This is a genomic window from Bosea sp. 29B (assembly GCF_902506165.1).
Lineage (GTDB): Bacteria > Pseudomonadota > Alphaproteobacteria > Rhizobiales > Beijerinckiaceae > Allobosea.
The window spans coordinates 4,151,642-4,174,357 of record NZ_LR733817.1 but is presented as its reverse complement, the minus strand read 5'-3'; the positions used below and the strand labels follow the sequence as shown (position 1 = coordinate 4,174,357).

Sequence of the window (22,716 nt, the reverse complement as noted above, 5' to 3'; positions counted from 1 at the left end):
GAAACGACGAAGCCCCGGATCGACGATCCGGGGCTTTCATTTTTTCAGCCGTCATGCTCGGGCCGGACAGAGGTCTGATCAGCGGCTTCTCGTCTTGAGATTCTCGGGTCTGCGCTTCGCCCTGCCCGAGAATGAGCCCGGCCTCACCAGCGCTGCCAGCCGTTGTTCAGGTTGTTGTCGACCCGGCCGCGGCCGCTGATGACGGCGCGCACCTCACCGACGGAGCTCTGGCTGCGCGCCTCGCCATAGACCATCGCATCGGCACCGGAGCCGTAGCCGTAGCCGCGGCGGCCAGAGGTCTTGCCGAATTCGACACGGACCCCGCCGCCGACGCGGACGCAGGCCGAGGAGCCCTCGACGCGGACGAAGCCCGGCCCGTATTCCGGACAGGGACGCGCCGCCTGGCTCGGCGCGGGCCGTGCAGCGGCCGGCTTGGCGTTGACGGGACCGCGACCGGGAAGCGGCTCGCCGATCGACTGGGCGGCGGCGAGCGCCGGCAGACCCAGGGTCGCGAGGATGATGACGAGTGGCAGCTTCATGAGTGCCCCGATTTGCTTGGGCTGGCAGGATAGCGCTTCGAACAAAGCCGGGCTAGAGCCGGATGAGAGAGAACGCGCTCTCTAGGCCAGCTGCGCCTCAACCGACCCTGACGCTCTCCGCCAGGATCGGCGCCGTCTCGATCTCGCCGACGCCAGGCACCGCGCTCAGCCTGTCGACCAATCCCGACAAGGCCGCCGCATCGTCCGTCTCGACGATCAGCATCGCGTCGACGGGACCAGCCAGCGAATAGCAGGCGACGACCTCCGGCCAGCTCCTGAAGCGATCGAGCACGGTGGCGCAGGGACGCGTGCGGATGCGCAGCGAGAGCATTGCGCGGATGGCCGGCGCCTTCGGCCTGTTTGCGAGCCTGACGCTGTAACCGAGGATGACGCCCGCGCGCTCGAGCCTCGTCATGCGCTCCTGGATCGCAGTGCGCGAAAGTCCGGCTTCGCGCGCCAGCGCCGTGAAGGAGGCGCGCGCATCGGCCTGGAGCAGCGCCAGCAGTTTCCGGTCGATGGCGTCGAGCTCACCGTCGTTTCGCAAGCGACATCCCTCCAGAAACCGCCGATCGCAGGCGTAGCCGGCGTCTTGCCTATGGCATGGACGGCGGCGGCGGTGAAGATTCCGGGCCTCTTCCATCATCGGAGAACGCGAATGAGGACGATCAAGCCGCAGGATTTCACCGGCAGCCGCGCCTGGGAGGCGCTCGACATCGAGCGCATCGACGACGCCACCATCCGGCTGCACTGGACCGACCAGCCCTATGAATGGCACGTCAACGATGGCCCGGAGGTCTTCGTCGTCCTGGACGGCGAGGTCGACATGCACACCCGCACTGAGGGCGTCGAGAGCGTGCAGCGGCTGGTCCGTGGCGATATCTTCCACGCGCAGGACGGGGACGCCCATGTCGCCCATCCCGTCGGTCCCGCCCGCGTCCTGGTGATCGAGCGCGCCGGCAGCGTCTGAGGCAAGGCCTGACGCAATTCCGGACGCAGAACCGCTACACACTTCTGCTGGAATGGCTCTGAACGGAAAAACCCCGGCCTCGCGGCCGGGGTTGGCGTGATGCCGAGTTGGCCGGCGAACCGGCCAGCCGCCCTCTTCTCAGAGCAGGTTGCCCGCGCGGGCGCGGATCATGAAGTTGTCGTAGGTGTATTCGGCGATCTGGAACCAGAGATATTCGTCGCCGCGGAAGGCCGACATCGCGTCGTAGATCTTCTTGAAGTCCGGGTTCTTGGCGTTGGTCTCGGCATAGACCTCCTTGGACGCCTTGAGGCAGGCTTCCATGATCTCCTGCGAGAACGGCCGCAATTGCGCGCCGCCGCCGACCAGGCGCTTCAGCGCCGCCGGATTGCGGGCGTCGTATTTGGCCTGCATGTCGATATTGGCAAGGCCGGCCGCCGTCGTCAGGATCGACTTGTAGATCTTCGGCAAGCCCTCCCACTTCGCCGTGTTGATGAAGAAGTGCAGCGAAGCGCCGCCCTCCCACCAGCCGGGATAGTAGTAATAGGGCGCAACCTTGTTGAAGCCGAGCTTCTCGTCATCGGCGGGACCGACCCATTCGGCCGCGTCGATCGTGCCCTTCTCCAGCGCCGGATAGATGTCGCCGCCGCCGATCTGCTGCGGCACCACGCCGAGCTTGCTCAGCACCTGGCCGGCGAAGCCGCCGATGCGCATCTTCAGCCCCTGGAGATCGGCGACCGTCTTGATCTCCTTGCGGAACCAGCCGCCCATCTGGCAACCGGTATTGCCGCCGGGCACCGCGTAGATATTGTACTTCTTGTAGAACTCGTTGAGCAGGTCCATGCCGCCGCCATGGTAGAACCAGGCGTTCTGCTGACGAGCATTGAGACCGAAAGGCACCGCAGTACCGAAAGCGAAGGTCGGATCCTTGCCGACATAGTAATAGGAGGCGGTGTGGCACATCTCGACCGTGCCGTTGGTCACGGCGTCGGCCGCCTGCAGCGCCGGTACGATCTCGCCGGCCGCGAAGACCTGGATCTGGAACTTGCCATCGGTCGCCTCCGAGACCGCCTTCGCCAGCACTTCCGAGGCGCCGTAGATGGTGTCCAGCGATTTCGGGAACGAAGAGGTGACGCGCCATTTCACCTCCGGCATCGACTGCGCAATGGCCGGTGCGGCGATGACACTGGCGGCGCCGCCGGCACCGGCGACTTTCAGAAACTGACGACGCTTCATTCGGGGCGCTCCTCCCAGAGCTTTCTGAGGCGCGCCGGTGTTTTCCGGTTCGCGCGCAAGAGCGTCAGAAGAGGCGATCTGCGGCCCGAGCGCAAGCGCAAGACATGACCCCCATGCGATTTTCGCATAGGTATTTGGTCTAACTCATCTTGGCATCAGCGCACAGCCCACCAGCGCTGGCCGAGCAAAACAAAAGCCCGGCCTCGCGGCCGGGCTTCGTTGTCGCCAGCGTGCTGGCGGCTGTTACTTTCCGCGGTTGCGGACCTGGAAAATGTCGAAGGTCAGCTCCGCCACCTGCCACCAGAGATACTGGTCGCCACGGAAAGCAACCATGGCGTCGATCGCCTTCTTGAAGTCGGCGTTCTTGGCCGAGATCTCGGCATAGAGCTCATTGGAAGCTTTGAGCGAGGCTTCCATCACGTCCTGCGGGAACGGACGCAGTTGCGTGCCGGCGCCGACGAGGCGCTTCAGGGCAGCCGGGTTCTGCACGTCGTACTTCGCCGCCATCTGGGTGTTGGCGTAGGTGCAGGCGGCGGTCAACGCGGCCTGGTAGGCCTTGGGCAGCGCGTTCCATTTCTCGAGGTTGACGAAGGCGTGGACGCAAGGGCCGCCCTCCCAGAAGCCCGGATAGTAGTAGTAGGGCGCGACCTTCGAGAAGCCGAGCTTCTCGTCGTCATAGGGGCCGACCCACTCGGCGCCGTCGATCGTGCCCTTCTCCAGCGCCGGATAGATGTCGCCGCCGCCGATCTGCTGCGGCACGAGGCCGAGCTTCTGCAGGACCGAGCCGGCGATACCACCGATGCGCATCTTCAGGCCGTTGATGTCGGCGACGCTCTTGATCTCCTTGCGGAACCAACCGCCCATCTGGGCGCCGGTGTTGCCGCAAGGCAGGCCGTAAATGTTGAACTTCTTGTAGAACTCGTTGAACAGCTCGTTGCCGCCACCCTGGAAGAGCCAGGCGTTCTGCTGGCGGGCATTGAGGCCGAAAGGCACCGAGGCTGCAATCGCGAAGGTCGGATCCTTGCCGACATAGTAGTATGAGACGGTATGGGCCATCTCGACGGTGTTGTTGCTGACGGCGTCGGCCGCCTGGAGGGCCGGCACGATCTCACCGGCAGCGAAGACCTGGATCTGGAACTTGCCGTCGGTCAGGTCGGAAACCATCTTCGCCATGACTTCGGCGCCGCCATAGATGGTGTCGAGCGATTTCGGGAAGCTCGACGCCAGGCGCCACTTCACCTCGGGATTCGACTGCGCAACCGCCGGCATGGCGACAGCGGACACTGCCGCACCGGTACCAGCGACCTGCAGGAACTGACGACGCTTCATATGGGGCATCTCCTCGTTTCGACGTTCATCGCCGCGCCCGGGCAGCAATAGCACCAGCGCAGGCGACATTTGTAGGACGACCTTGGTGTTATGCAGCGGTGATCGGAAGCGGCGGCCCGGGTTGACCCACGGTTAATCGGCTCACCTCGAATCTATACTTGCACAAGATTTGCGCAGCACTCCCCCCAATCGTTGCAAGATCGTCAACTGTCTCAGGTCACTCGACAATTGCACGCAGAGCATGGCACGGCTGCGCAGGAAGCGCATGAAACTTTTTCCCCGCCCGGTCAACCTCTCCCGTAAAGAGGCCCGATGACCAGCATCCCCGCCCCGATCTGGCTCTATGACGGCGTCTGCGTGCTCTGCTCCGGCGGCGTGCGCTACACCCTGCGGCACGAGCGCGACCACGACATCCGCTTCGTCGCGATCCAGTCGCACGAAGGGCGCGCGCTCGCGCAGGCGCACGGCATCGACCCTGACGAGCCGGACAGCTTCCTCTTCATCGAGAACGGCCGGACGCTGGCGAAATCCGACGGCGTTCTGGCGCTCGCCCGCCATCTGAACGGGCCGGTGCGCCTGCTGCTGCTAGGCCGCGCATTGCCGAAAGCCTGGCGAGACTGGCTTTACGATCGCGTCGCGCGCAATCGCTACCGACTCTTCGGCCAGAAGACGTCGTGCGACATGCCGGATCCCGCGACGCGCCATCGCTTCACCCTGCCGGAGAGCCGATGAGGCGCGTCGTCCTGATCGGCGCCACCGGCGTCTTCGGCCGGCGGCTGGCGCGCCATCTCTCGCGCATGAACGGCCTCGATCTGATCCTGACCTCGCGCAGCGCCGGCAAGGCGCAGGCGCTGGCACAGGATCTGGCGGCCGAGGCGAGCGTGCCGGTCAGCGGTGCGGGGTTCGATCGCGACAAGGATCTGGTCGCCTCGCTCAGCGCGCTGAAGCCCTGGCTGGTGATCGACGCCTCCGGGCCGTTCCAGCACCAGGGCTACGAGGTGCCGACCGCGGCACTCCTGCTCGGCGCCCATATCGTCGACCTCGCCGATGCGCGCGGCTACCTCGCCGGATACGGGCCGCAGCTGGACGAGATCGCCAGACAGCGCGGCCTCGTCGCGCTGGCCGGCGCCAGCTCGACGCCGGCGCTCTCGGCCGCAGCGGCACGGGAACTCAGCGAAGGCTGGCAGCGGCTCGATACGCTCGACATCGCGATCACGCCGGGCGGGCGCAGCGAGGTCGGGCCGGCGGTCATCGCTGCGGTCCTGAGCTATGCCGGCAGGCCGGTGCCGGTCTGGCGCGAAGGCGAATTGCAGACGACGTCTGGCTGGGAGACCGGCGAGGTCATCGACATGCCGGGCCTCGGCCCGAGACGGGTCGCACCGGTGGAGACGGTCGATGCCGAGACGCTAGGCCCCGATTTCGCCGTACGCTCGCGCGTCAGCTTCGCGGCCGGGCTGGAAGCCGGAATCGAGCAATGGGGCCTGGCGCTGCTCGCCTGGCTTCGCCGCCATGGCTGGGTCGCCGATCTCGCACCGCTGGTGCCCTATCTCGTCAAGGCGCGCCGGATCACGCGGCTCTGGACTTCGGATCGCGGCGGCATGCGCGTCGCCATCTCCGGCATCGACAGCAAGGGCCGACCGCGGCGGGCCTATTGGTCGCTGCTGGCCGAAAACGACGATGGCCCGCAAGTGCCGACGCTGGCGGCAGCGGCGGCGGTGCGCGCCCTGCTGGCAGATGAGATCGCTCCCGGCGCACGCTCGGCCGCCGAGGCGCTCGACCTCGCCGCGATCGAGGCCGAGATGGCGCCCTATGCGATCAGCACCAGCCAGGACGAGCGCACTGTCGGCCCTGCCCTGTTCGAGACGGTGCTCGGCGCACAAGCCTTTGCGATGCTCCCGGCGACGATCCGGGCTTTCCACGCCGCCGACGCCGAACCGGTCTGGCGCGGCCGGGCCGACATCGCGCGTGGCGATGGGGCGATGATCGGCCTGCTCTGCCGGCTGTTCGGGTTGCCCACAGCCGGGACGGACCTGCCGGTCACGGTCAGCGTCGCCCGTGGCGATTCGCTCGACGAGAGCTGCGAGACCTGGACCCGCAACTTCGCCGGCCAGCGCTTCCATTCGCGCCTGAGCGTCGATCGCAATGGCGAGCTGCGCGAGGCCTTCGGCCCGTTCTCGTTCACGCTTGCCGCGCAGAGCGACCGCGAAGGCCTTGCGCTGCCGATCGCGAACTGGCGCGTCTTCGGCCTGCCCCTGCCCCGCTTTCTCATGCCATCGGCCGACGCGCGCGAGACGGTTGACGCCGATGGCCGCTTCCGTTTCGACGTGAAGCTCTCTTTGCCCTTCTTCGGCCTGCTGGCGCATTATCGCGGCTGGCTCAAACCTCGGGGACCAAGCGATGGACCAGGATAAACTTGCAAAACTCAGGGCGCGCTACGCCGGGGCGAGCGGCGCCGACATCCATGATCCGCGCTTTGCAAAGGTCGCGGCTGGGCAGTTCCAGGGCGACCGGCGCAAATGGCCGTTTTCGGACGTCGCGACCTTCATCAACGCGCCTTACCGGCCGGAGGCCCTGAGCCAGCCCGATCTCGGCGGGCTCGACGTCGCGATCATCGGCCTGCCGATGGATCTGGGCGTCACCAACCGGGCCGGCACGCGGCTCGGCCCGCGCGCGGTGCGCGCCGTCGAGCGCATGGGGCCGATGGACCATGTCAACGGCACGGCGCCGTTCAACCTGATCAAGGCGGCCGATATCGGCGACGTGCCGTTCCGCTCGCGCTATTCGCTGGAGAGCTGCCACGAGGACATCGAGGCGACCTTCAAGCAGATCGTGAAGGCCGGCGTCTCGACGCTCGGCGTCGGCGGCGACCATTCGATCACCTATCCGATCCTGAAGGCCGTCGGCGAGAAGCGCCCGGTCGGCATGGTCCATATCGACGCCCATTGCGACACGTCCGGACCCTATGAGGGCTCGAAGTTCCACCATGGCGGGCCGTTCCGGCAGGCCGTGCTCGACGGCGTGCTCGATCCCGAGCGCGTCATCCAGATCGGCATCCGCGGCGGCGCCGAATATCTCTGGGAGTTCTCCTATGAGTCCGGCATGACCGTGATCCATGCCGACGAGGTCGACCGCATGGGCCTCGACGCCGTCATCGCCAAGGCGCTCGCCATCATCGGCGACGGGCCGACCTATGTCTCCTTCGACGTCGATTCGCTCGATCCGGCCTTCGCGCCCGGCACCGGCACGCCGGAGGTCGGCGGCCTCACCCCGCGCGAGGCGCTCGCCATCTTGCGCGGGCTGAAGGGCAAGAACATCGTCGCCGCGGACGTGGTCGAGGTCGCGCCGCAATACGATGCGACCAGCAACACGGCGCAATGCGCGGCGCAGGTGCTCTTCCTCGAACTCTGCCTGATCGCCGAGGCACAGGCCGCCGGCAAGGGCAGGCCGTGAAGCGAAAGGCGCTCCAGCTCGACGCGATCGACCGCCAGATCATCGCGATCCTGCGGGCGGAGGGCCGGATCACCAATCAGGTCCTGTCGGAACGGGTCGGGCTCTCGGCCCGGCCCTGCCTGGAGCGGATGCGCAGGCTGGAGGCCTCCCGGCTGATCGTCGGCTATGGCGCAAGGCTTGCGCCCGAACTCGCCGGCCACGCCATCATCGCCTTCGCCCAGATCTCGCTGCGCGATCACTCGGTCGGCCGGCGCGAGCGGGTCGAGAAGGTGCTGCGCGCCTGTCCGGACGTGGTCGAGCTCCTGGTGATCAGCGGCGAGGCCGACTACCTCGCCCGCATCGTCGCGCCCTCGCTCGCCGCCTATGAGGAACTGACCGGCGCCTGGCTCGCCGACAACCAGCTCGGCATCGCTCGGATTGCCACCACCTTCGCTCTCAAGGCGCTGAAGGATTTCGAGGGTTATCCGCTGCTGGAGGAGTAGCGGGCGGCCCTGCCCTCAGCCTTCCCGCCCAGCGAGATGGCCCTTCAGCATGGCGCGCAATTCGGCGATGGCCGGGGCGCGTATGCTCTCATCGTCATCCGCGCGCAACAGTGCAGCGACCCGGATCAGATGCAGGGTCACGGCAGCAAGCGAGGCGACGCGCGCCTCGACAATCGGCGGTTCGACTGCCGTGAGCAACGCCGCGATGCGGCTGCGCAAGCGGGCGCGCGCCTCCTTCTTGACGGCGGGATCGAGACTGCGGCGCTCGCCAACGGCGAGGAAAGCCGGATTGTCTTCGAGATAGGCGACGAAGCGGGCAAAAAGCGCATCCACGACCGCCTCGATCGGCTGACCGCGCACCTCCCCCGCGAGCAGGTCGAGCATGCCGGCGAGCGCATCGAGATGGCGGGCATGCAGCGCCGCGGCGACATGCTCCTTGGTCGGAAAGAATTGGTAGAGCGAGCCGATCGAGGCGCCGGCGCGCGCAGCGACCTGCGTCATCGTCGCCGCCTCGTATCCGGTCTCGGCGAAGACCGCGCTGGCACCGTCGAGCAGCGCCGAGACTCGCTTCAGGCCACGGCTGCGACTCGGTTCTTTGGCGGTCTTCTCCGCCGGGGGGCTTGAATTTTGTGAGGGCATGCTCATAAATCTACGAACATGAGGATATCCTCGTATAAAGGCCACCTCGGCCGCGCTCCCTGACGGAGATACCGATGACGCTCCAGCTCGACCCTCGCAAAACCGCCCTCGTCCTCATCGACATGCAGAAGGGAACGCTCGCCTTCCCGCTCGCACCCTATGACCGGACAACCCTCATCGCCAACACGACCGCGCTCGGGCAGGCCTTCGCCAAAGCCGGCGGCCTGATCGCGACGGTCAGGGTCGCGTTCGCACCCGACCGGTCCGACCTGCCGCCGCAGGCGATCGACCAGCCGATGATGCTGCCGCCGGGCGGCTTCCCGGCCGACTGGTCCGAGCTCACCCCTGAGATCGCCGCGCTGCCGGCGGCCATCTCCGTCACCAAGCGGCACTGGAGCGCCTTCTACGGCACCGAGCTCGACCTGCAATTGCGGCGGCGGCGGATCGAGACCGTCGTGATCGGCGGCATCGCCACCAATTTCGGTGTCGAATCGACAGCGCGCGATGCCTGGCAGCACGGCTATGATGTGATCGTCGCCGAGGACGCCTCGAGCTCGGTCAGCGCGGAATTGCACGCCTTCGCTATCGCCTCGACCCTGCCGCGCGTCTCGCGGGTCCGGCGCGTCGCCGAGATCGTCAGCGCCATCACCCAGGCCGCATGAGGCCAGCGCCGGCGGCAGGACTTCCTCAGCCCGAAGCGGCAACGACCGTCAAAGCGGCAAGAGCGCATCGGGTTTCACATCGCCGATCGATGCGTAGCTGTGGGTCTCCCTGACGCCCGGGAGCGGCAGGATGACCCGCTGCAGGAACTCCTGGAACGTCGCCATGTCCGCGATCCGGGCTTTGACCAGATAGTCGAAACCGCCGATCACCATGTGGCATTCGATGATCTCGGGCGCCTTCGCGACCGCTTCGGCGAAGCGGTCGAAGACATGCGGGGCGGTGTGATCGAGCCTGACCTCGATGAAGACGAGCGTGCCGCGCCCGATCTTCGACGGCTCGAGCACCGCCCTGACGGCGCGAATGAAGCCCTCGCTGAAGAGGCGCTTGATCCGCTGCGACGCCCCGGTCGGCGAGAGCCCGACACGCTGGGCGAGATCGAGCACAGTGCGGCGGCCGTCTTCCTGCAACAGCCCGAGCAGCGTGCGGTCGATACGATCCAGATCGCTCATTTTGGTTTCACGTTTCAAAGGGCTTCATTGCGTGACAATCACGCAAATGAACCAAAATCAGCATATTTCATCACACCAGATCGCCGCAATACCGTTTGAAAGGCACTCACCGCCAGGACGACCAAAGGCGATCAGCATCATGGACGACACACGAACCTCATCGAGCAATCACGCAAAAGGCGAGATCGAACTTCTTTGGCTGAGTGAAGCGGAGGTCAGGGACTGTATCGATCTGCGCGAGCTGCTCGACGCGCTGGCGGAGGGCTTCAAGGCCCTTTCCGATGGGCGCGTCGTCATTCCAGCGCGACCACAGCTCGATATTCCCGATGCGGGCTATTCGCTGGCGATGCCGGCCTGGATGGCGGGCATGCATCTGACGGTAAAACTGGTCAACGTCTTCGAAGGCAACATCGCCCGGGGCATTCCGAGCCATCTCGCCACGATCCATCTCTTCGATCCGGAGACGGGAATGCCCGTCTGCATCATGGACGGGACCTATATCACGGCGGTCCGCACCTCCGGGTCGGCGGTGCTTTCGGTGCGGGAGCTGGCGCGACGCGATGCCAGGATCGCCACCGTCGTCGGTGCCGGCGTCCAGGCGAGCCAGCATCTCCATCTGCTGCCGCTGGTGCGCGACTTCGACGAAATCCGGGTCTTCTCCAAGACTTTCGCCGATGCGCAGGCGCTGGCGTCACGCCATCCGAGGGTGACGGCCGTCGCCGACCTCGAAGCCGCGGTGCGCTCATCCGATGTCGTCTGCCTTGCGACGCACTCCTATGTCCCCGCTATATCCGCCGACTGGGTTCAACCGGGCACGCATGTGTCCTCGGTCGGCGTCGCGCCGCCCGGCGGCGAGCTGCCGATCGACCTGATCGCTCGCGGCAGCCTCTTCGTCGAGGCGCGGGAGGCCTTCGCGCCGACTCCGGTGGGCTGCTGCGAACTCGCCGATATCGACCCCGAGTCCGGCACCGACCTTGGCGCGATGCTGCTGGGACGGCGACCGGGCCGGACGTCGGATCAGCAAATCACCATCTATAAGGCCATGGGCGTCGCCATGGAAGACATGGTGGCGGCCGACCTTGCTTTCCGTGAGGCCAAGCGCCGAGGCATCGGCCGAAACATCTCGCTATAGAACCGCGGAATCGCGCGAGAGCCATGCGCATTCCGCATGGCTCTTCTGCTCATACCGAGTCGCATCAGCAAATACTTGCGATTCATGCATGACGCGAGCATATGCTGCAGCGCAATGCGCGCATCCTCGCGCCGCGCCACAAAAAATCATTCCGGACCATCGTCATGAGCCTCTCGAGCACGGGAGACGCGTTCGCGCGCCCTGCCCGCTCCACTGCCGCGCCGCGCGTCGGCCTCGTCCTGTTTGCGCTGGCGATGGGCGGATTCGCCATCGGCACAGCCGAATTCGCGGTGATGAGCCTGCTGCCCTATTTCTCGGTGGGCTTGGGGATCGACGAGCCGACGGGCGGGCACGTGATCAGCATCTACGCCGCCGGCGTGGTGGTCGGCGCCCCGATCATCGCGGTGCTCGCGACGAAGCTGTCGCGCCGCACGCTCCTGATCGGGCTGATGGCGGCCTTCGCGCTCGGCAATGGTCTCTCCGCCCTCGCGCCAAGCTATGGCTGGATGTTGCTGTTCCGCTTCCTCAGCGGACTGCCGCACGGCGCCTATTTCGGCGTCGCGGCACTGGTCGCGGCCTCGCTGGTGCCGGCGAACCGGCGCGCGCTCGCCGTGGCGCGGGTGATGCTCGGGCTGACGATCGCGACGATCCTCGGTGTGCCCTTGGCGAACTGGCTCGGCCAGGCGCTCGGCTGGCGCTGGGGTTTTGGCGTCGTCACCGCCCTGGCGCTGACCACGGTGATCCTGATCGCGCTGTTCGCGCCGAAGGACCGGCCTCAGTCCGGCGCCAGCGCCATGCGCGAGCTCGGGGCACTGCGCCATCGCCAGGTCTGGCTGACGCTCGCCATCGGCGCCGTCGGCTTCGGCGGGCTGTTCGCGGTCTACACCTATCTCGCCTCGACGCTGGTCGAGGTGACGCAGGTCGCGCCGACGATGGTGCCGGTGGTGCTAGCGATCTTCGGCCTCGGCCTGACCTTCGGGACGCTCGCCGCCGCCTGGCTGGCGGACCGGATGCCGATGGCCTCGATCGCGATCATCCTGCTCTGGACCGCCGGCTCGCTGGCGCTCTTCCCCCTGGCCGCCGGCAATATCTGGTCGATCTCGGTCGTCGCCTTCATGATCGGCTGCGGCGGCGGGCTCGGCACGCCCCTGCAGACCCGGCTGATGGATGTCGCGCAGGATGCGCAGACGCTGGCGGCGGCGCTGAACCACAGCGCTTTCAACACCGCCAATGCGCTCGGCCCCTGGCTCGGCGGCATGGCGATCGCCGCCGGCTATGGCTGGACCTCGACCGGCTGGGTCGGCGCGGGCCTTGCGCTGGCAGGTTTCGCGATCTGGCTGGTGACGGCGTGGGACGCGAGGGGGCGCAACAGAGCGGCGGCTGCCAGCGCCTGATCTCAGCGCGGCGTCGGCGCCGCGATCAGGCGCATCGCCGCCGGGATCGAGGCCTGCCCGGCCTCGAGCTGGTCGGTCAGGACGTAGAACCAGTTGAAGCCGATATAGAGCGCGAGCCTGGCCTCGACCTCATCGGCCGGAATGTCGCCGCGCGCAGCCGCGGCGGTGAAGAGGCCGCGCACATCCTGCAGCCGCTCGGGCAGGAACTTCTCGCGCAGCGCCGCGAGTGCCTGGGGATCGCTCTGGGCCTCGGCCAGGAGTGCCCGGAAGGTGTGCCCCGAGGGCGTGCCGCACCAGAAGCCCCAAAGCGCCCGGGTATGCTCGGCGAGATCATGGGCGAGGTCGTCGCTCGGCACGGCCCGGATCATCGCTTTCTCGGCGGCATAAACCTCCATCAGCAGATCGGCGCGGTTCTTCCACCAGCGATAGATCGTCGGCTTGCCGGCCCCCGCGCGGCGCGAGACCGCATCGATCGAGAAGCCGGCATAGCCCTCCTCCGCCAGCACGGCGCGGGCAGCGGCGAGAATCGCGGCCTGCGAGGCCGGGTTGCGCCGCGCGCCGATCGAAGCGCGGCGAACCGGAGTTGCGGCTTTCACGGCCTTCATCGTCGCCCCTCTTCGCTTCGACCCTGCAGCAGCGCCTTTTGCGCCCGTCCCGGCAAGCACGCTCGCTGCAAGTACGATCTTGCATCAGACGGCTTGATATCGAAACGGACCGTATCTATCAATAATAACGAAACGGAACGTTCCGTTATGGAGATAGCCATGACCACCCTTACCCGCAACCCCATTCTCGCCCGCCTGCGCTTCCTGGGAACGCTGATGCTGGGTGCCTATCTGCTGATCAACGCGATCCTGGCCTTGCTGGCGCCGCTGACGTCCGGCTGGTCGACCTGGTCGGTGACGGCGCTCGCCGTGCCGCCGATGGTGCTCGGCATGGTCTATCTCGTCATTCCGATCGCCCGGCGCTGAGACAGCGGCTCTCACCTGTCCGAATCTGTCGCCACCGCGACAGATTCGGCTGCAACACTGGACCATAGCGACCCGCCTCGGCTGTTTGCACAGCCTTACCCTCGCGGAAACGAGGGAGAGCGCCATGAATGCGACCGTGTTCGAAAGGCAAGCCTGTGCGCCAAACGCCGCGCCGGATCGGCGGCTGAAACGCTGCGACAGCGTCCCCGCAGCAGGAGCACGCTAACCCAAGCGACAAAATCCGTGTGCAGCCGCCTCGACCGCGGCAGCGCAAATCCGTCGCTACCGCCTGTTTTCACCAATAAGAACAGCGCCTTGCCTTGCACCATCCTTGTGCAGGCACGCTCGGAAAAGCTGCAAGAGCCTACTTGCGGCCCGCCCCGATGATCGCACAAGCTGTCGCGCACAAGCCGATGCGGGAACTCGAAACGCCCGGTTGGCCAGATCCAAGGGGAGGTCCCATGAAAGGTTTCGCAAAGTTCGTCGCAGCCGCAGCGCTCACGGTCGTCGGCGCCACCGGGGCGCTCGCCCAGGCCAAGGAGTGGAAGGAAATCCGAATCGGCACGGAGGGCGCCTATCCGCCCTACAACAACCTCAACGCCAAGAAGGAGCTGGAAGGCTTCGAGATCGATTACGGTAACCTTCTCTGCGAGAAGCTGAAGGTGAAGTGCAGCTGGGTGGTGCAGGATTGGGACGGCATCATCCCGGCGCTGCAGGCCAACAAATACGACATCATCCTCGCCGGCATGAACGCCACCGAGGAGCGCAAGAAGCAGGTCGACTTCACCACGCCCTACAGCAAGACCCCGATCTGGATGATCGGCCCGAAGAGCACAGCCTCGGCCGACATCTCGCCCGCCACCCTGAAGGGCAAGTCGATCGGCGCGCAGGGCTCGACCATCCACGCCAACTATGTCGAGAAGTTCTACAAGGACTCGACCGCGCGCCTTTACCCGACCCAGGAAGAGGCCAATCTCGACCTGCTCAACGGCCGCCTCGACTACATCGTCGCCGACGCGCTCGCCCTCGCCGACTTCCTGAAGGGACAGGGCAAGGATTGCTGCAAGCGGATTGCCGAGGTGACCCGCGACGACGCGATCCATGGTGCGGGCGTCGCCGGCGCCGTGCGCAAGGCCGATACCGCGCTGAAGGACCTGGTCAACAAGGCGATCGCCGAGACCGTCGCCGACGGTTCGCTGAAGAAGCTCGAGGCCAAGTGGTTCAAGTACGAGTGAGCCAGACCCGCTGACGCCTTCCCGCCGGCCGGATAAAGGCCGGCGGGACTCATCTCCTCGCGCGCCGGCTCTCCCATGTTCGACAAATTCGCACTGCTCGGCTTCGGCCCCGGCGGCTGGGGCTGGGCCCTGCTGCAAGGCGCGGCCAACACCATCTCGGTCGCGCTCGCGACCCTGCCCTTCGGCCTGGCGCTCGGCCTGATCATCGCGCTGTGGAAGCGTTCCGACAGCATGCTGCTGCGCTCGCTGGCGACGATCTACACCACCGTCTTCCGCGGCGTGCCCGAGCTGCTGACGCTCTACATCATCTATTTCGGCATCCAGGTCCTGGTGCAGAAGGCCTGGAGCGGCTTCTCGATCCCGCCCTTCGTCGCCGGCATGGTCGCGCTCGGCATGGTGCTCGCCGCCTTCTCCAGTGAGGTCTGGGTCGGCGCGCTGAACTCGATCCAGAAGGGCCAGCGCGAGGCTGCCTCGGCGCTCGGCCTGTCGAAGGCGCAGGCTTTCCGGCTCGTCGTCTTCCCGCAACTGATCCGCGTCGCCCTGCCCGGCCTCGGCAACAACTGGATGGTGCTGCTGAAGGAGACATCGCTGATCTCGGTGATCACGCTGCAGGACATCATGTTCATCGCGACACGCGCCAACGTCGTGACCAAGGAGCCGTTCCTGTTCTTCGGTACGGCGATGCTGCTCTACTTCTTCTTCTCGCTGGTTTCCGCCTGGGGCATCGGCAAGCTCGAGCAACGCACCAATCGCGGCTTCGCCGCCTTCGGCGGAGCGACGCGATGAACTGGTGCGAATATCCCGGCTACCTGATCGGCAGCGAGGTCCTGCAGAACTACGGCTGCCGGATGGCGAACGGCCTGTGGCTCACCTTCGAGCTCGTGGTGCTCTCGGTCGCGTTCGGCTTCGTGCTCGCGATCGGTCTCGCCATCGCCAGGCTCTACGGGCCGCGCTGGGCACAGATCGCGATCAACGGCTACACCACTTTCTTCCGTGGCACGCCGCTGCTCTGCCAGCTCTTCCTTGTCTATTACGGCTTCGGCCAGTTCCGGCTGTTCTGGCAGGATATCGGCCTGTGGTGGTTCTTCCGCGAGCCGTTCTACTGTGCGCTCTTCACCTTCACCATCAACACCGCCGCCTATCAGGCCGAGATCCTGCGCGGTGCGATCCAGTCGATCCCGCGCGGCCAGTTCGAGGGGTCACTTGCGCTCGGCCTGCATCGCTGGGCGACCTTGCGCCGGGTGATCCTGCCCCAGGCGATGATCCTGGCGCTGCGCCCGCTCGGCAACGAGCTGATCGTGATGATCAAGGCAAGCGCCATCGCCTCTCTGGTGACGCTGTTCGACCTGATGGGCGCGACACGCCTCGCCTTCGCCCGCTCCTTCGACCTGTCGATCTACCTCTATGCGGCGCTGATCTATCTCACGCTGACAGAGATCATCCGCCGGGTCTGGGACCGGATCGAGCTCAGGCTGACGCGGCACATGGCGTTGCGGTGAAGATGGCGACGATCAGCGTGTCCTTGCCGGCTTCGATGAAGGAATGGGTCGAGGCCCAGACCGAGAGCGGCCGCTATGCCAGCCCGAGCGACTATGTGTGCGACCTGATCCGACGGGATCAGGCGCACACCGACAAGATCATCGCCATGCAGCGCTTTGTCGACGAGGGCCTGAACAGAGGCATCGGTTCGCGTTCGAGCGAGGAGCTCTTCGCTGCAGCTCTCGCGCGATAGCTCCGCTCAGCCCGGCAAGGTCAGGACCAGCGGGCCGTTGGCGGTCGCGACCACGGTGTGCTCGTACTGAACCGTCGGTGCACGCGGCTCGGAATAGAGGGTCCAGTTGTCGCCCTCGGCATGCTCCGCCCAATCGGCGCCCAGCGACAGGAACGGCTCGACGGTGAAGACCAACCCCTTCTGCATGACGCGGCGCTCGGAGCGCTCGGGCCAGGTGGCGATCTCCTTCGGCTCCTCGTGCAGCGAACGGCCGATGCCGTGGCTGGCTAGGTTTCGTACCAGCGTATAGCCGTTCTTCTGGGCGAAACGACCGACAGCCTCGCCGATTCCGGCGACCGGCTTGCCGGCACCGACCTGGCCGAGCCCGGCCCAGAGCGCGCGCTTGCCGTCGCGGCACAGCTTCTCGATGCGGCGATCGACCGGCGGCACCGTGAAGGACGCGCCCGTATCGGAGAAATAGCCGGCCTTCTCGGCGGAGACGTCGATGTTCACAAGATCGCCCACCATGATCCGGCGCTCGCCGGGAATGCCGTGGGCGACCTCCTCGTTGATGCTGATGCAGGTGGCGCCCGGGAAGCCATAGACGGTCTCGGGGGCGGAACGCGCGCCGTGCTTTTCGAGCATTTCGCGGCCGATCGCGTCGAGTTCGGCCGTGGTGATGCCCGGTTCGAGCGCCTTGCCCATCGCGCCCAGCGTATCGGCGACGATACGGCCGATCTCGCGCAAGGCCTGCAGCTCTTCGTCATTGGTGATGGTCATGGCGGGTTCCTGACCGATTTCAGCGAGGCCGGCAAGGCAGGGCGTGGCAGACTGCCCATGCGCGATCTCTGCGGAATCGCGATCGCTGCTATCGCGCCTGCATCGCTTCCCTCGCCTTCCCCGGCGCGCTAAAGCCGCAATGACCTTTCAGACGATTGCAGCGGAGCACCTCATGGCCAAAGTCGCTTTCCTCGGTCTCGGCGTGATGGGCTATCCCATGGCCGGCCATCTCAAGGCCAAGGGCCACGACGTCACCGTCTACAACCGCTCGCCGGAGAAGGCGCAGAAATGGGTGGCGCAGCATGGCGGCGTCCATGCTCCGACGCCGGCCCAGGCCGCGGAAGGCCAGGAGATCGTGTTCTGCTGCGTCGGCAATGACGACGATCTGCGCTCGGTGACGACGGCTGAGAACGGCGCCTTCGCCGCGATGGGCAAGGGCACGGTCTTCGTCGACCACACCACCGCTTCCGCCAATGTCGCGCGCGAACTCGATGCGGCGGCAACCGTGGCCGGCTTGGGCTTCGTCGACGCGCCGGTTTCGGGTGGCCAGGCCGGCGCCGAGAACGGCGTGCTGACCGTGATGTGCGGCGGCGACCAGGCGACCTATGCCCGGGTCGAGCCGGTGATCGCCAGCTTCGCCCGGATGTGCCGGCTGATGGGCCCCGCGGGCTCCGGCCAGCTCACCAAGATGGTCAACCAGATCTGCATTGCCGGACTGGTCCAGGGCCTGTCCGAGGGTGTCCACTTCGCCAAGCGCGCCGGCCTCGATGTCGAGGCGATGCTGGAGGTGATCTCGAAGGGCGCCGCCGGCTCCTGGCAGATGGAGAACCGTGGCAAGACGATGAATGCCGACAAGTTCGATTTCGGCTTCGCCGTCGACTGGATGCGCAAGGATCTCGGCATCGTGCTCGACGAAGCCCGCCGCAACCATGCCCGGCTGCCCGTCACCGCGCTGGTCGACCAGTTCTATGCCGACGTGCAGAAGCTCGGCGGGGGCCGCTGGGATACGTCGAGCCTGTTGAAGCGGCTGGAGCCGTAGGGCTCAACCGACCAGCCGCGCCACCTCCGCCCGCAACACCGGCACCAGCTCCGCCTCGAACCAGGGGTTCTTCCGGAGCCAGCCATTGTTGCGCCAGGAGGGGTGCGGCAACGGCAGGATGCGCGGCCGGCGATCCCCGGCGAAGATATTGCGCCAGTCGGCGACGGTCGCCGTCAGGTCGGCCGCCGCCTTCGGACCGAGATGCCAGGCCTGGGCATAGCGGCCGATCACCAGGATGAGCTCGATCTCCGGCAGGCCAGCGAGCACGCGGCTTCGCCAGGCCGGCGCGCATTCGCGGCGTGGCGGCAGGTCGCCGCCCTTTCCGTCAAGCCCGGGGAAGCAATGGCCCATCGGCACGATCGCGACGCGCGAAGCGTCGTAGAAGCGAGCATGGTCGAGGCCGAGCCAATCGCGCAGCCGGTCGCCGGAGCGGTCGGTGAAAGGCCTGCCGCTGGCATGGACGCGTGTGCCCGGCGCCTGGCTCGCGATCAAGAGGCGCGCGCTCGCCTCGGCCTGGATGACGGGACGCGGCTCGTGCGGCAGGCGCGGCAGATAGACCGGCTCGTCCCGGCAAATGCGGCAGGCGCGCAATTCGACGAGGACATCGCCGAGCGCTTCCGGCGCATCGTCCCCCTGCCCGCTCATCGCCCGGCCAGCCGCCCCCGGCCCTTTCGCTGCGAGATCAACCCATCGCAATACCAGGCCGGCACCTTGTCGGCGTGCTTCTCGGGATCGCCGGGCTGGATGGCGAAGGCGCCGATGATGCTGCCACTGGCGACGCTGCGCGGAACATAGAGCGTGCCGCTGCGTTCGACGGTGAAGCAATAGGTCTGCCGGGTCTCGATCGGGCCGTAATAATAGCAGATCGCATCTTCAGTCGTGGTCCAGCAGGCATCGCGGTTCGGCATTGCACGATCGCGGTTGTAGCCGCTCACCCGCCCGTCGGCGTGATGGAACTCGCTGAAGGTCTCGCCGCTGCTGTAGCGCCCGGTCGCGGTATTGCCCTCGACGAGCTGGCGCATCTGCTCACCGGTCAGCCGCTCGACGGCGAATGCCTCGCTCCCCGCGACCGAGAGCCCGAGCAGCAGCAGCGCCGCAAACCTCATTGCGAGGCGAGCCGCGACGAGATCGACGGCGGCAGGCCCTGCGAGATCAAGCCGTCGCAATGCCAGGGCGGCGCCTTATCGGCATGTTTCTCGGGATCGCCCGGCTGGATCGTGGCGATAGCGTTGATGCGGCCAGTCCGATGGGTCTGCAGCACATAGAGCGAACCGCTGCGCTCGACGGTGAAGCAATAGGTCCGGCGGGTCGCGAACGGGCCGTAATAGTAGCAGACGGCCTCGTCGGTCGTGGTCCAGCAGGCATCCGTGTTCTGCACATGCCGGTTATGCCCGGTCGCGCGGCCGTCCTGGTGATGATACTCGCTGAACGGCAAGCCGTTATTGTAGCGGCCGGCGACCGTATTGCCCTCGAAGAGCTTGCGGATCTCCTGGCCGGTCAGACGCTCGACCGCGAACGTGCTCGTCGCCGAAACGCAGAGCGCCAGCAGCGCCGCGACCCTGCCGGACCGCTTCACCAGGCCGCCACGCGTCGCGACATCAGCGGCCCCTGCGGGCCGCGCGAGATCAGCCCGTCGCAATACCAGGGCTTGCCGCCGTCGGTGTGGTTGCGCGGATTGGCGAGCTCGATGGTCGCCACCGCATTGATCCGGCCATTGTCGAGATTGCGCAGGATATAGAGCCTATCGGTCAGCTCGACGGTGAAGCAATGCGTCGTCCGCTCCCCCGGCGGGCCGTAATAATAGCAGACGGAATCACCCTTGGTGATCCAGCAGGCGTCGCGATTCTCCTGCCAGCCATTGTTGCCGAGCGCCCGCCCATCAGGGTCGTGGAACTCGGTGAAGAAGCCGCCGCCGGTGTAGCGGCCACTGACCGTGTTGCCGGTGAAGGCGCGGTTGATCTGCTCGCCGGTCAGCTTCTCCATCGCCGTCGCGGCGAGCGGGACCATCAGAGCAAGCAGGATCAGCGGCAGGCGCATGATCAGACTTTCCAGCTCGGCCTGGCCGAGAGCTCGCCATGCCAGCGCCGGATGTTCGTGAAATCCTCCGGAAGCGGGATGCGCGAAGGCTTCATGAAGTCGATGGCGATGCCGGCGGTGATGTCGGCGACCGTCAGCTCGTCGCCGCAGAGGAAGCGATTGGCGCCGAGCTGCAGGTCGAGCAGCACGAGATGATCGTCGATCTGCTCGCGGCTGGCCTCGGCCCATTCCGGCACCTGGTCCTCGAGCTCGGCCATCGCGGGATGGCCGTGGCGGAACACGGCCGAAACCGCCGAGAACAGGCCGAGCTCGATGCGGCGATTCCACATCTCGATCAGGGCCGCCTCCTTGGGGGCGGAGCCGAACAGCGGCGGCGTCGGATGCAGGCTCTCGATGTAGCGGCAGATCGCGATGGTCTCCGCCAGCGCCGTGCCGTCCTCCAGCAGCAGCACCGGCAGGCGCTGCGACGGGTTGATCCGGGTGAACTCCGGCGTCCGGTGCTCCTTCCTTGCGATGTCGACCGGGATGAGTTCGGGCAAGGGCACGCCCTTCTCGGCGAAGAAGATGCGGACCCGCCGCGGATTGGGCGCGCGCCCGCCATCATAGAGCTTCATGCCCCTAGCCTTTCGCCGTCTCGGACATCGCGGTTTCACGGTGCCCACGCCGCCCTGTCAAGAGTTCAGCCTGCAAAGACGGCGGCAAGACGACAGCACGGCCGAGGCCGGGAACAAAGCCACGTTGCAGCGATTGATCAGCCGCAAGGAGGGAGGCAATGCCGCAAGACTGGAGCTTCGTCGTCTGGATCGTCGTCCTCGCCATTCCGGTGGGGCTGATGCTCGCAACCTTCTGGTCGCGCGCTCGTCAGCCGGGTACCGCGCGGCTGGATGGAGCGAGCAGGGACGATCCGCGCGAGCCCATGTGACCACTCTCCCGAGCGGTCACCCCGGCGCAAGCAGGATCAGCGCGAGCGGCACCGCAACCGCCGCCACCACCGTCTGCAGCGCGCAGATGCCGGCCATCAGCGGCGCATCGCCGCCGAGCTGGCGCGCCATTACATAAGATGACGAGGCGGTCGGCAGCGCCTGGAACAGGATGGCGAGCGTCGCCGCCGGGCCGCCAAGGCCGAAGCCCTTCAGCGCCGCATAGGTCGCGAGCGGCATCAGCACGAACTTGACGACGGAGGCGACCAGCGCCGGCTTCAGACCACGGCCGAGCGCACCCCAGTCGAGCGCCGCGCCGACGCAGAGCAGACCGATCGGCAGCGAGGCCTGGCCGAGCGCCTTGAGGCAGCCCTCGACGCCGGGCGGCAGGCCGAGGCCGCTGAGCTGGATGGCGATGCCGAGCACGCAAGACATCAGCAGCGGGTTGAGGGCAAGACCCCGCAGGATGCCGCGCAGGGTCGGCTGGGCCGAGCCCCAGCGGGCGAAGACGAGGACGCAGAGCACGTTGACGGTCGGCACGATCGCAGCGTTGGCCACGGCCGCCAGCGGCAGTGCGGATGCGCCCAGCATGCTGCCGGCCGCACTCAGGCCGACATAGTTGTTGAAGCGGATGCCACCCTGGAAGACCGAGGTGAAGGCGGCATCGCTGTAACCGAGCCAGGGTTTCGCCAGGACAAGCACGGCCGCGACGGTGATGATCGCCGCGATCAGCGTCAAAGCCAGCTCGGCGACGGGCAGCCCCCTGAGATCCGCCATCGCCAAGGCGTGCGTGAAGAGGGCCGGCAGCAGCACGTAGTAGCTCAGCCGCTCCGCCTGCGGCCAGAACGCATCGGGCAGGAAGCGCAGGCGCCGCATGGCGTGGCCGAGCGCGATCAGCAGGGCGATCGGCGCCAGCGCGAGCAGGATCGCGCCGATCATGCCGGGAACTCACAGGCGGGTGGCCAAGCGGGCAGCAATGTCATGCGGCAACGAATCCGGCAGGGGAGCGTGAAGACGATCCTTCTTTAGGTCGCCCGTGCCGGAGAGGAAAATACCTGGGCCGCCAGCAGGATTGAGGAATTCGCATGGCTCTGCCCGGGTTCAGCGCGGATGGCTGCGGCGCCAGTCCTGCGGCCGTTCGAAGCTCGTCGCCCAGATGCCGCGGCCGGCCGCCTTCGCCTCGGCCTCCTCGGCCTGGTAGGCGCCATAGGAGACCGCGTGGCCCTGGCGCACCAGAGCCGCGTTGATCTCGGCGTCGCCCTGCCGGCAGCGCGCCAGTCCGCGGCCATAGCGATCGGCCCGGGAGATCGTGCAGTTGACGTTGCCGAGCGCCAGCATCGCGGCCAGGGCACGCCTGGCCTGCCGGCCGCAGGCGATCTCGCCACCGGTACGATCGCGGCAGGTCTGCCGGTATTCCGGCGCGTCGATGCCCTCCAGGCGCAACTCTTCGCCAAGGAGCCTGATCGAATCGCCATCGATCGCCTCGGCCGCTCCGGCGAGATCGCGCCCTGAGCCGAGACGGTACTGCAGGACTGCTCCCGCGATCGCCAAAAGCAGAAGGAATCCAAGGGCTACGACGAAGTCGACGGATCGGCCGACCCGCCGCCAGCCGAACGGTCCGTAGCTGCCTGTCGTGAATCTGAAGCGCGCCATCAGGATAAGCTTAACGATTTCTCGCCAATCATG

The 22,716-nt window shown here is 66.8% G+C and carries 30 protein-coding genes; 15 read left to right on the top strand and 15 right to left on the bottom strand.

From position 1 onward, the window contains the following. Nucleotides 1-143: 143 nt before the first annotated feature. Both GV161_RS30955 and GV161_RS20285 read right to left on the bottom strand, forming a co-directional pair. Nucleotides 144-539 (bottom strand): porin, encoded by a 396-nt coding sequence (locus GV161_RS30955; RefSeq protein ID WP_193219605.1) that lies wholly within the window; start codon nt 537-539, stop codon nt 144-146. Nucleotides 540-636: 97 nt separating this feature from the next. Beyond that, entirely contained in the window at nt 637-1,083 is a 447-nt protein-coding gene (locus tag GV161_RS20285) for an Lrp/AsnC family transcriptional regulator (protein WP_159650308.1), read from the bottom strand. A gap of 111 nt (nt 1,084-1,194) precedes the next feature. On the opposite strand from GV161_RS20285, the gene GV161_RS20280 reads away from it, so the two are divergent. After that, entirely contained in the window at nt 1,195-1,506 is a 312-nt protein-coding gene (locus GV161_RS20280; RefSeq protein ID WP_152017385.1) for a cupin, read from the top strand. A gap of 138 nt (nt 1,507-1,644) precedes the next feature. On the opposite strand, the gene GV161_RS20275 is transcribed toward GV161_RS20280, so the two are convergent. Then, nucleotides 1,645-2,739, bottom strand: coding sequence for a TRAP transporter substrate-binding protein (locus GV161_RS20275; protein ID WP_152017384.1), 1,095 nt, complete (start codon nt 2,737-2,739; stop codon nt 1,645-1,647). Nucleotides 2,740-2,982: 243 nt separating this feature from the next. After that, nucleotides 2,983-4,068 carry a TRAP transporter substrate-binding protein gene (locus tag GV161_RS20270; RefSeq protein ID WP_152017383.1) on the bottom strand — a complete coding sequence of 362 codons (1,086 nt, stop codon included), beginning with the start codon at nt 4,066-4,068 and terminating at the stop codon, nt 2,983-2,985. Nucleotides 4,069-4,380: 312 nt separating this feature from the next. On the opposite strand from GV161_RS20270, the gene GV161_RS20265 reads away from it, so the two are divergent. The 4 genes from GV161_RS20265 to GV161_RS20250 are packed head-to-tail and all read left to right on the top strand — an operon-like array spanning nt 4,381 to nt 8,000. Beyond that, nucleotides 4,381-4,800, top strand: a complete 420-nt coding sequence (locus GV161_RS20265; protein ID WP_152017382.1) for a thiol-disulfide oxidoreductase DCC family protein — start codon at nt 4,381-4,383, stop codon at nt 4,798-4,800. Then, nucleotides 4,797-6,479 (top strand): SDR family oxidoreductase, encoded by a 1,683-nt coding sequence (locus GV161_RS20260; RefSeq protein WP_152017381.1) that lies wholly within the window; start codon nt 4,797-4,799, stop codon nt 6,477-6,479. Before GV161_RS20265 ends, GV161_RS20260 begins: the two co-directional genes overlap by 4 nt. Further along, nucleotides 6,466-7,518, top strand: coding sequence for an agmatinase (gene speB, locus GV161_RS20255; protein WP_152017380.1), 1,053 nt, complete (start codon nt 6,466-6,468; stop codon nt 7,516-7,518). Before GV161_RS20260 ends, speB begins: the two co-directional genes overlap by 14 nt. Further along, nucleotides 7,515-8,000, top strand: a complete 486-nt coding sequence (locus tag GV161_RS20250; protein WP_159650307.1) for an Lrp/AsnC family transcriptional regulator — start codon at nt 7,515-7,517, stop codon at nt 7,998-8,000. The genes speB and GV161_RS20250 overlap by 4 nt, the downstream gene beginning before the upstream one ends. Before the next feature lie 15 nt (nt 8,001-8,015). Here GV161_RS20250 and GV161_RS20245 read toward each other — a convergent pair whose 3' ends face one another. Further along, on the bottom strand, nt 8,016-8,639 hold the full coding sequence (locus GV161_RS20245; RefSeq protein WP_159650306.1) for a TetR/AcrR family transcriptional regulator: 624 nt from the start codon (nt 8,637-8,639) through the stop codon (nt 8,016-8,018). 74 nt (nt 8,640-8,713) lie between these two features. Here GV161_RS20245 and GV161_RS20240 point away from each other — a divergent pair, with 74 nt between their 5' ends. After that, complete coding sequence (locus GV161_RS20240; RefSeq protein ID WP_152017377.1) at nt 8,714-9,301, top strand: isochorismatase family protein; 588 nt, start codon at nt 8,714-8,716, stop codon at nt 9,299-9,301. A 48-nt stretch (nt 9,302-9,349) separates the two neighbouring features. On the opposite strand, the gene GV161_RS20235 is transcribed toward GV161_RS20240, so the two are convergent. Next, complete coding sequence (locus GV161_RS20235) at nt 9,350-9,811, bottom strand: Lrp/AsnC ligand binding domain-containing protein (RefSeq protein WP_110490538.1); 462 nt, start codon at nt 9,809-9,811, stop codon at nt 9,350-9,352. A gap of 31 nt (nt 9,812-9,842) precedes the next feature. On the opposite strand from GV161_RS20235, the gene GV161_RS20230 reads away from it, so the two are divergent. Beyond that, a complete protein-coding gene (locus tag GV161_RS20230; protein ID WP_244624283.1) occupies nt 9,843-10,943 on the top strand; it encodes an ornithine cyclodeaminase family protein in 1,101 nt (366 codons plus the stop codon). 164 nt (nt 10,944-11,107) lie between these two features. After that, entirely contained in the window at nt 11,108-12,337 is a 1,230-nt protein-coding gene (locus tag GV161_RS20225; protein WP_152017376.1) for an MFS transporter, read from the top strand. A 2-nt stretch (nt 12,338-12,339) separates the two neighbouring features. Here the strand turns inward: GV161_RS20225 and GV161_RS20220 are convergent, their stop codons facing one another. Continuing rightward, nucleotides 12,340-12,942, bottom strand: a complete 603-nt coding sequence (locus GV161_RS20220) for a TetR/AcrR family transcriptional regulator (protein WP_152017375.1) — start codon at nt 12,940-12,942, stop codon at nt 12,340-12,342. Between the two features lie 159 nt (nt 12,943-13,101). On the opposite strand from GV161_RS20220, the gene GV161_RS20215 reads away from it, so the two are divergent. The 5 genes from GV161_RS20215 (at nt 13,102) to GV161_RS20195 (ending at nt 16,275) form a co-directional block, all read left to right on the top strand. Then, on the top strand, nt 13,102-13,308 hold the full coding sequence (locus GV161_RS20215) for a hypothetical protein (protein WP_152017374.1): 207 nt from the start codon (nt 13,102-13,104) through the stop codon (nt 13,306-13,308). Between the two features lie 461 nt (nt 13,309-13,769). Further along, on the top strand, nt 13,770-14,543 hold the full coding sequence (locus tag GV161_RS20210; RefSeq protein WP_152017373.1) for a transporter substrate-binding domain-containing protein: 774 nt from the start codon (nt 13,770-13,772) through the stop codon (nt 14,541-14,543). A 75-nt stretch (nt 14,544-14,618) separates the two neighbouring features. Further along, on the top strand, nt 14,619-15,329 hold the full coding sequence (locus GV161_RS20205) for an ABC transporter permease subunit (RefSeq protein ID WP_152017372.1): 711 nt from the start codon (nt 14,619-14,621) through the stop codon (nt 15,327-15,329). After that, a complete protein-coding gene (locus GV161_RS20200; protein ID WP_152017371.1) occupies nt 15,326-16,042 on the top strand; it encodes an ABC transporter permease in 717 nt (238 codons plus the stop codon). Before GV161_RS20205 ends, GV161_RS20200 begins: the two co-directional genes overlap by 4 nt. A gap of 2 nt (nt 16,043-16,044) precedes the next feature. Next, complete coding sequence (locus GV161_RS20195) at nt 16,045-16,275, top strand: type II toxin-antitoxin system ParD family antitoxin (RefSeq protein WP_152017370.1); 231 nt, start codon at nt 16,045-16,047, stop codon at nt 16,273-16,275. Between the two features lie 6 nt (nt 16,276-16,281). Here GV161_RS20195 and map read toward each other — a convergent pair whose 3' ends face one another. Beyond that, nucleotides 16,282-17,034, bottom strand: a complete 753-nt coding sequence (gene map, locus GV161_RS20190; protein ID WP_152017369.1) for a type I methionyl aminopeptidase — start codon at nt 17,032-17,034, stop codon at nt 16,282-16,284. A 172-nt stretch (nt 17,035-17,206) separates the two neighbouring features. Between map and GV161_RS20185 the strand changes: the two genes are divergently transcribed. Next, complete coding sequence (locus tag GV161_RS20185) at nt 17,207-18,073, top strand: NAD(P)-dependent oxidoreductase (protein ID WP_152017368.1); 867 nt, start codon at nt 17,207-17,209, stop codon at nt 18,071-18,073. A gap of 3 nt (nt 18,074-18,076) precedes the next feature. Here GV161_RS20185 and GV161_RS20180 read toward each other — a convergent pair whose 3' ends face one another. Genes GV161_RS20180 through GV161_RS20160 form a run of 5 tightly spaced genes read right to left on the bottom strand, consistent with a single transcriptional unit; the run spans nt 18,077 to nt 20,724 of the window. Next, on the bottom strand, nt 18,077-18,718 hold the full coding sequence (locus tag GV161_RS20180) for a uracil-DNA glycosylase family protein (protein ID WP_152017367.1): 642 nt from the start codon (nt 18,716-18,718) through the stop codon (nt 18,077-18,079). Further along, nucleotides 18,715-19,179: a hypothetical protein gene (locus tag GV161_RS20175; RefSeq protein WP_152017366.1), complete on the bottom strand. Its 465-nt coding sequence runs from the start codon at nt 19,177-19,179 to the stop codon at nt 18,715-18,717. Before GV161_RS20175 ends, GV161_RS20180 begins: the two co-directional genes overlap by 4 nt. Next, nucleotides 19,176-19,649: a hypothetical protein gene (locus GV161_RS20170; protein ID WP_152017365.1), complete on the bottom strand. Its 474-nt coding sequence runs from the start codon at nt 19,647-19,649 to the stop codon at nt 19,176-19,178. Before GV161_RS20170 ends, GV161_RS20175 begins: the two co-directional genes overlap by 4 nt. Continuing rightward, on the bottom strand, nt 19,646-20,110 hold the full coding sequence (locus tag GV161_RS20165) for a hypothetical protein (RefSeq protein ID WP_152017364.1): 465 nt from the start codon (nt 20,108-20,110) through the stop codon (nt 19,646-19,648). The genes GV161_RS20170 and GV161_RS20165 overlap by 4 nt, the downstream gene beginning before the upstream one ends. A gap of 2 nt (nt 20,111-20,112) precedes the next feature. Beyond that, nucleotides 20,113-20,724, bottom strand: coding sequence for a glutathione S-transferase (locus GV161_RS20160; protein ID WP_152017363.1), 612 nt, complete (start codon nt 20,722-20,724; stop codon nt 20,113-20,115). Nucleotides 20,725-20,882: 158 nt separating this feature from the next. On the opposite strand from GV161_RS20160, the gene GV161_RS20155 reads away from it, so the two are divergent. Continuing rightward, nucleotides 20,883-21,032, top strand: a complete 150-nt coding sequence (locus tag GV161_RS20155; protein ID WP_159650305.1) for a hypothetical protein — start codon at nt 20,883-20,885, stop codon at nt 21,030-21,032. Nucleotides 21,033-21,048: 16 nt separating this feature from the next. Here the strand turns inward: GV161_RS20155 and GV161_RS20150 are convergent, their stop codons facing one another. Further along, nucleotides 21,049-21,969 (bottom strand): AEC family transporter, encoded by a 921-nt coding sequence (locus tag GV161_RS20150; protein WP_152017362.1) that lies wholly within the window; start codon nt 21,967-21,969, stop codon nt 21,049-21,051. A gap of 162 nt (nt 21,970-22,131) precedes the next feature. Continuing rightward, nucleotides 22,132-22,683: a thermonuclease family protein gene (locus GV161_RS20145; protein ID WP_152017361.1), complete on the bottom strand. Its 552-nt coding sequence runs from the start codon at nt 22,681-22,683 to the stop codon at nt 22,132-22,134. Between the last annotated feature and the right edge of the window lie 33 nt (nt 22,684-22,716).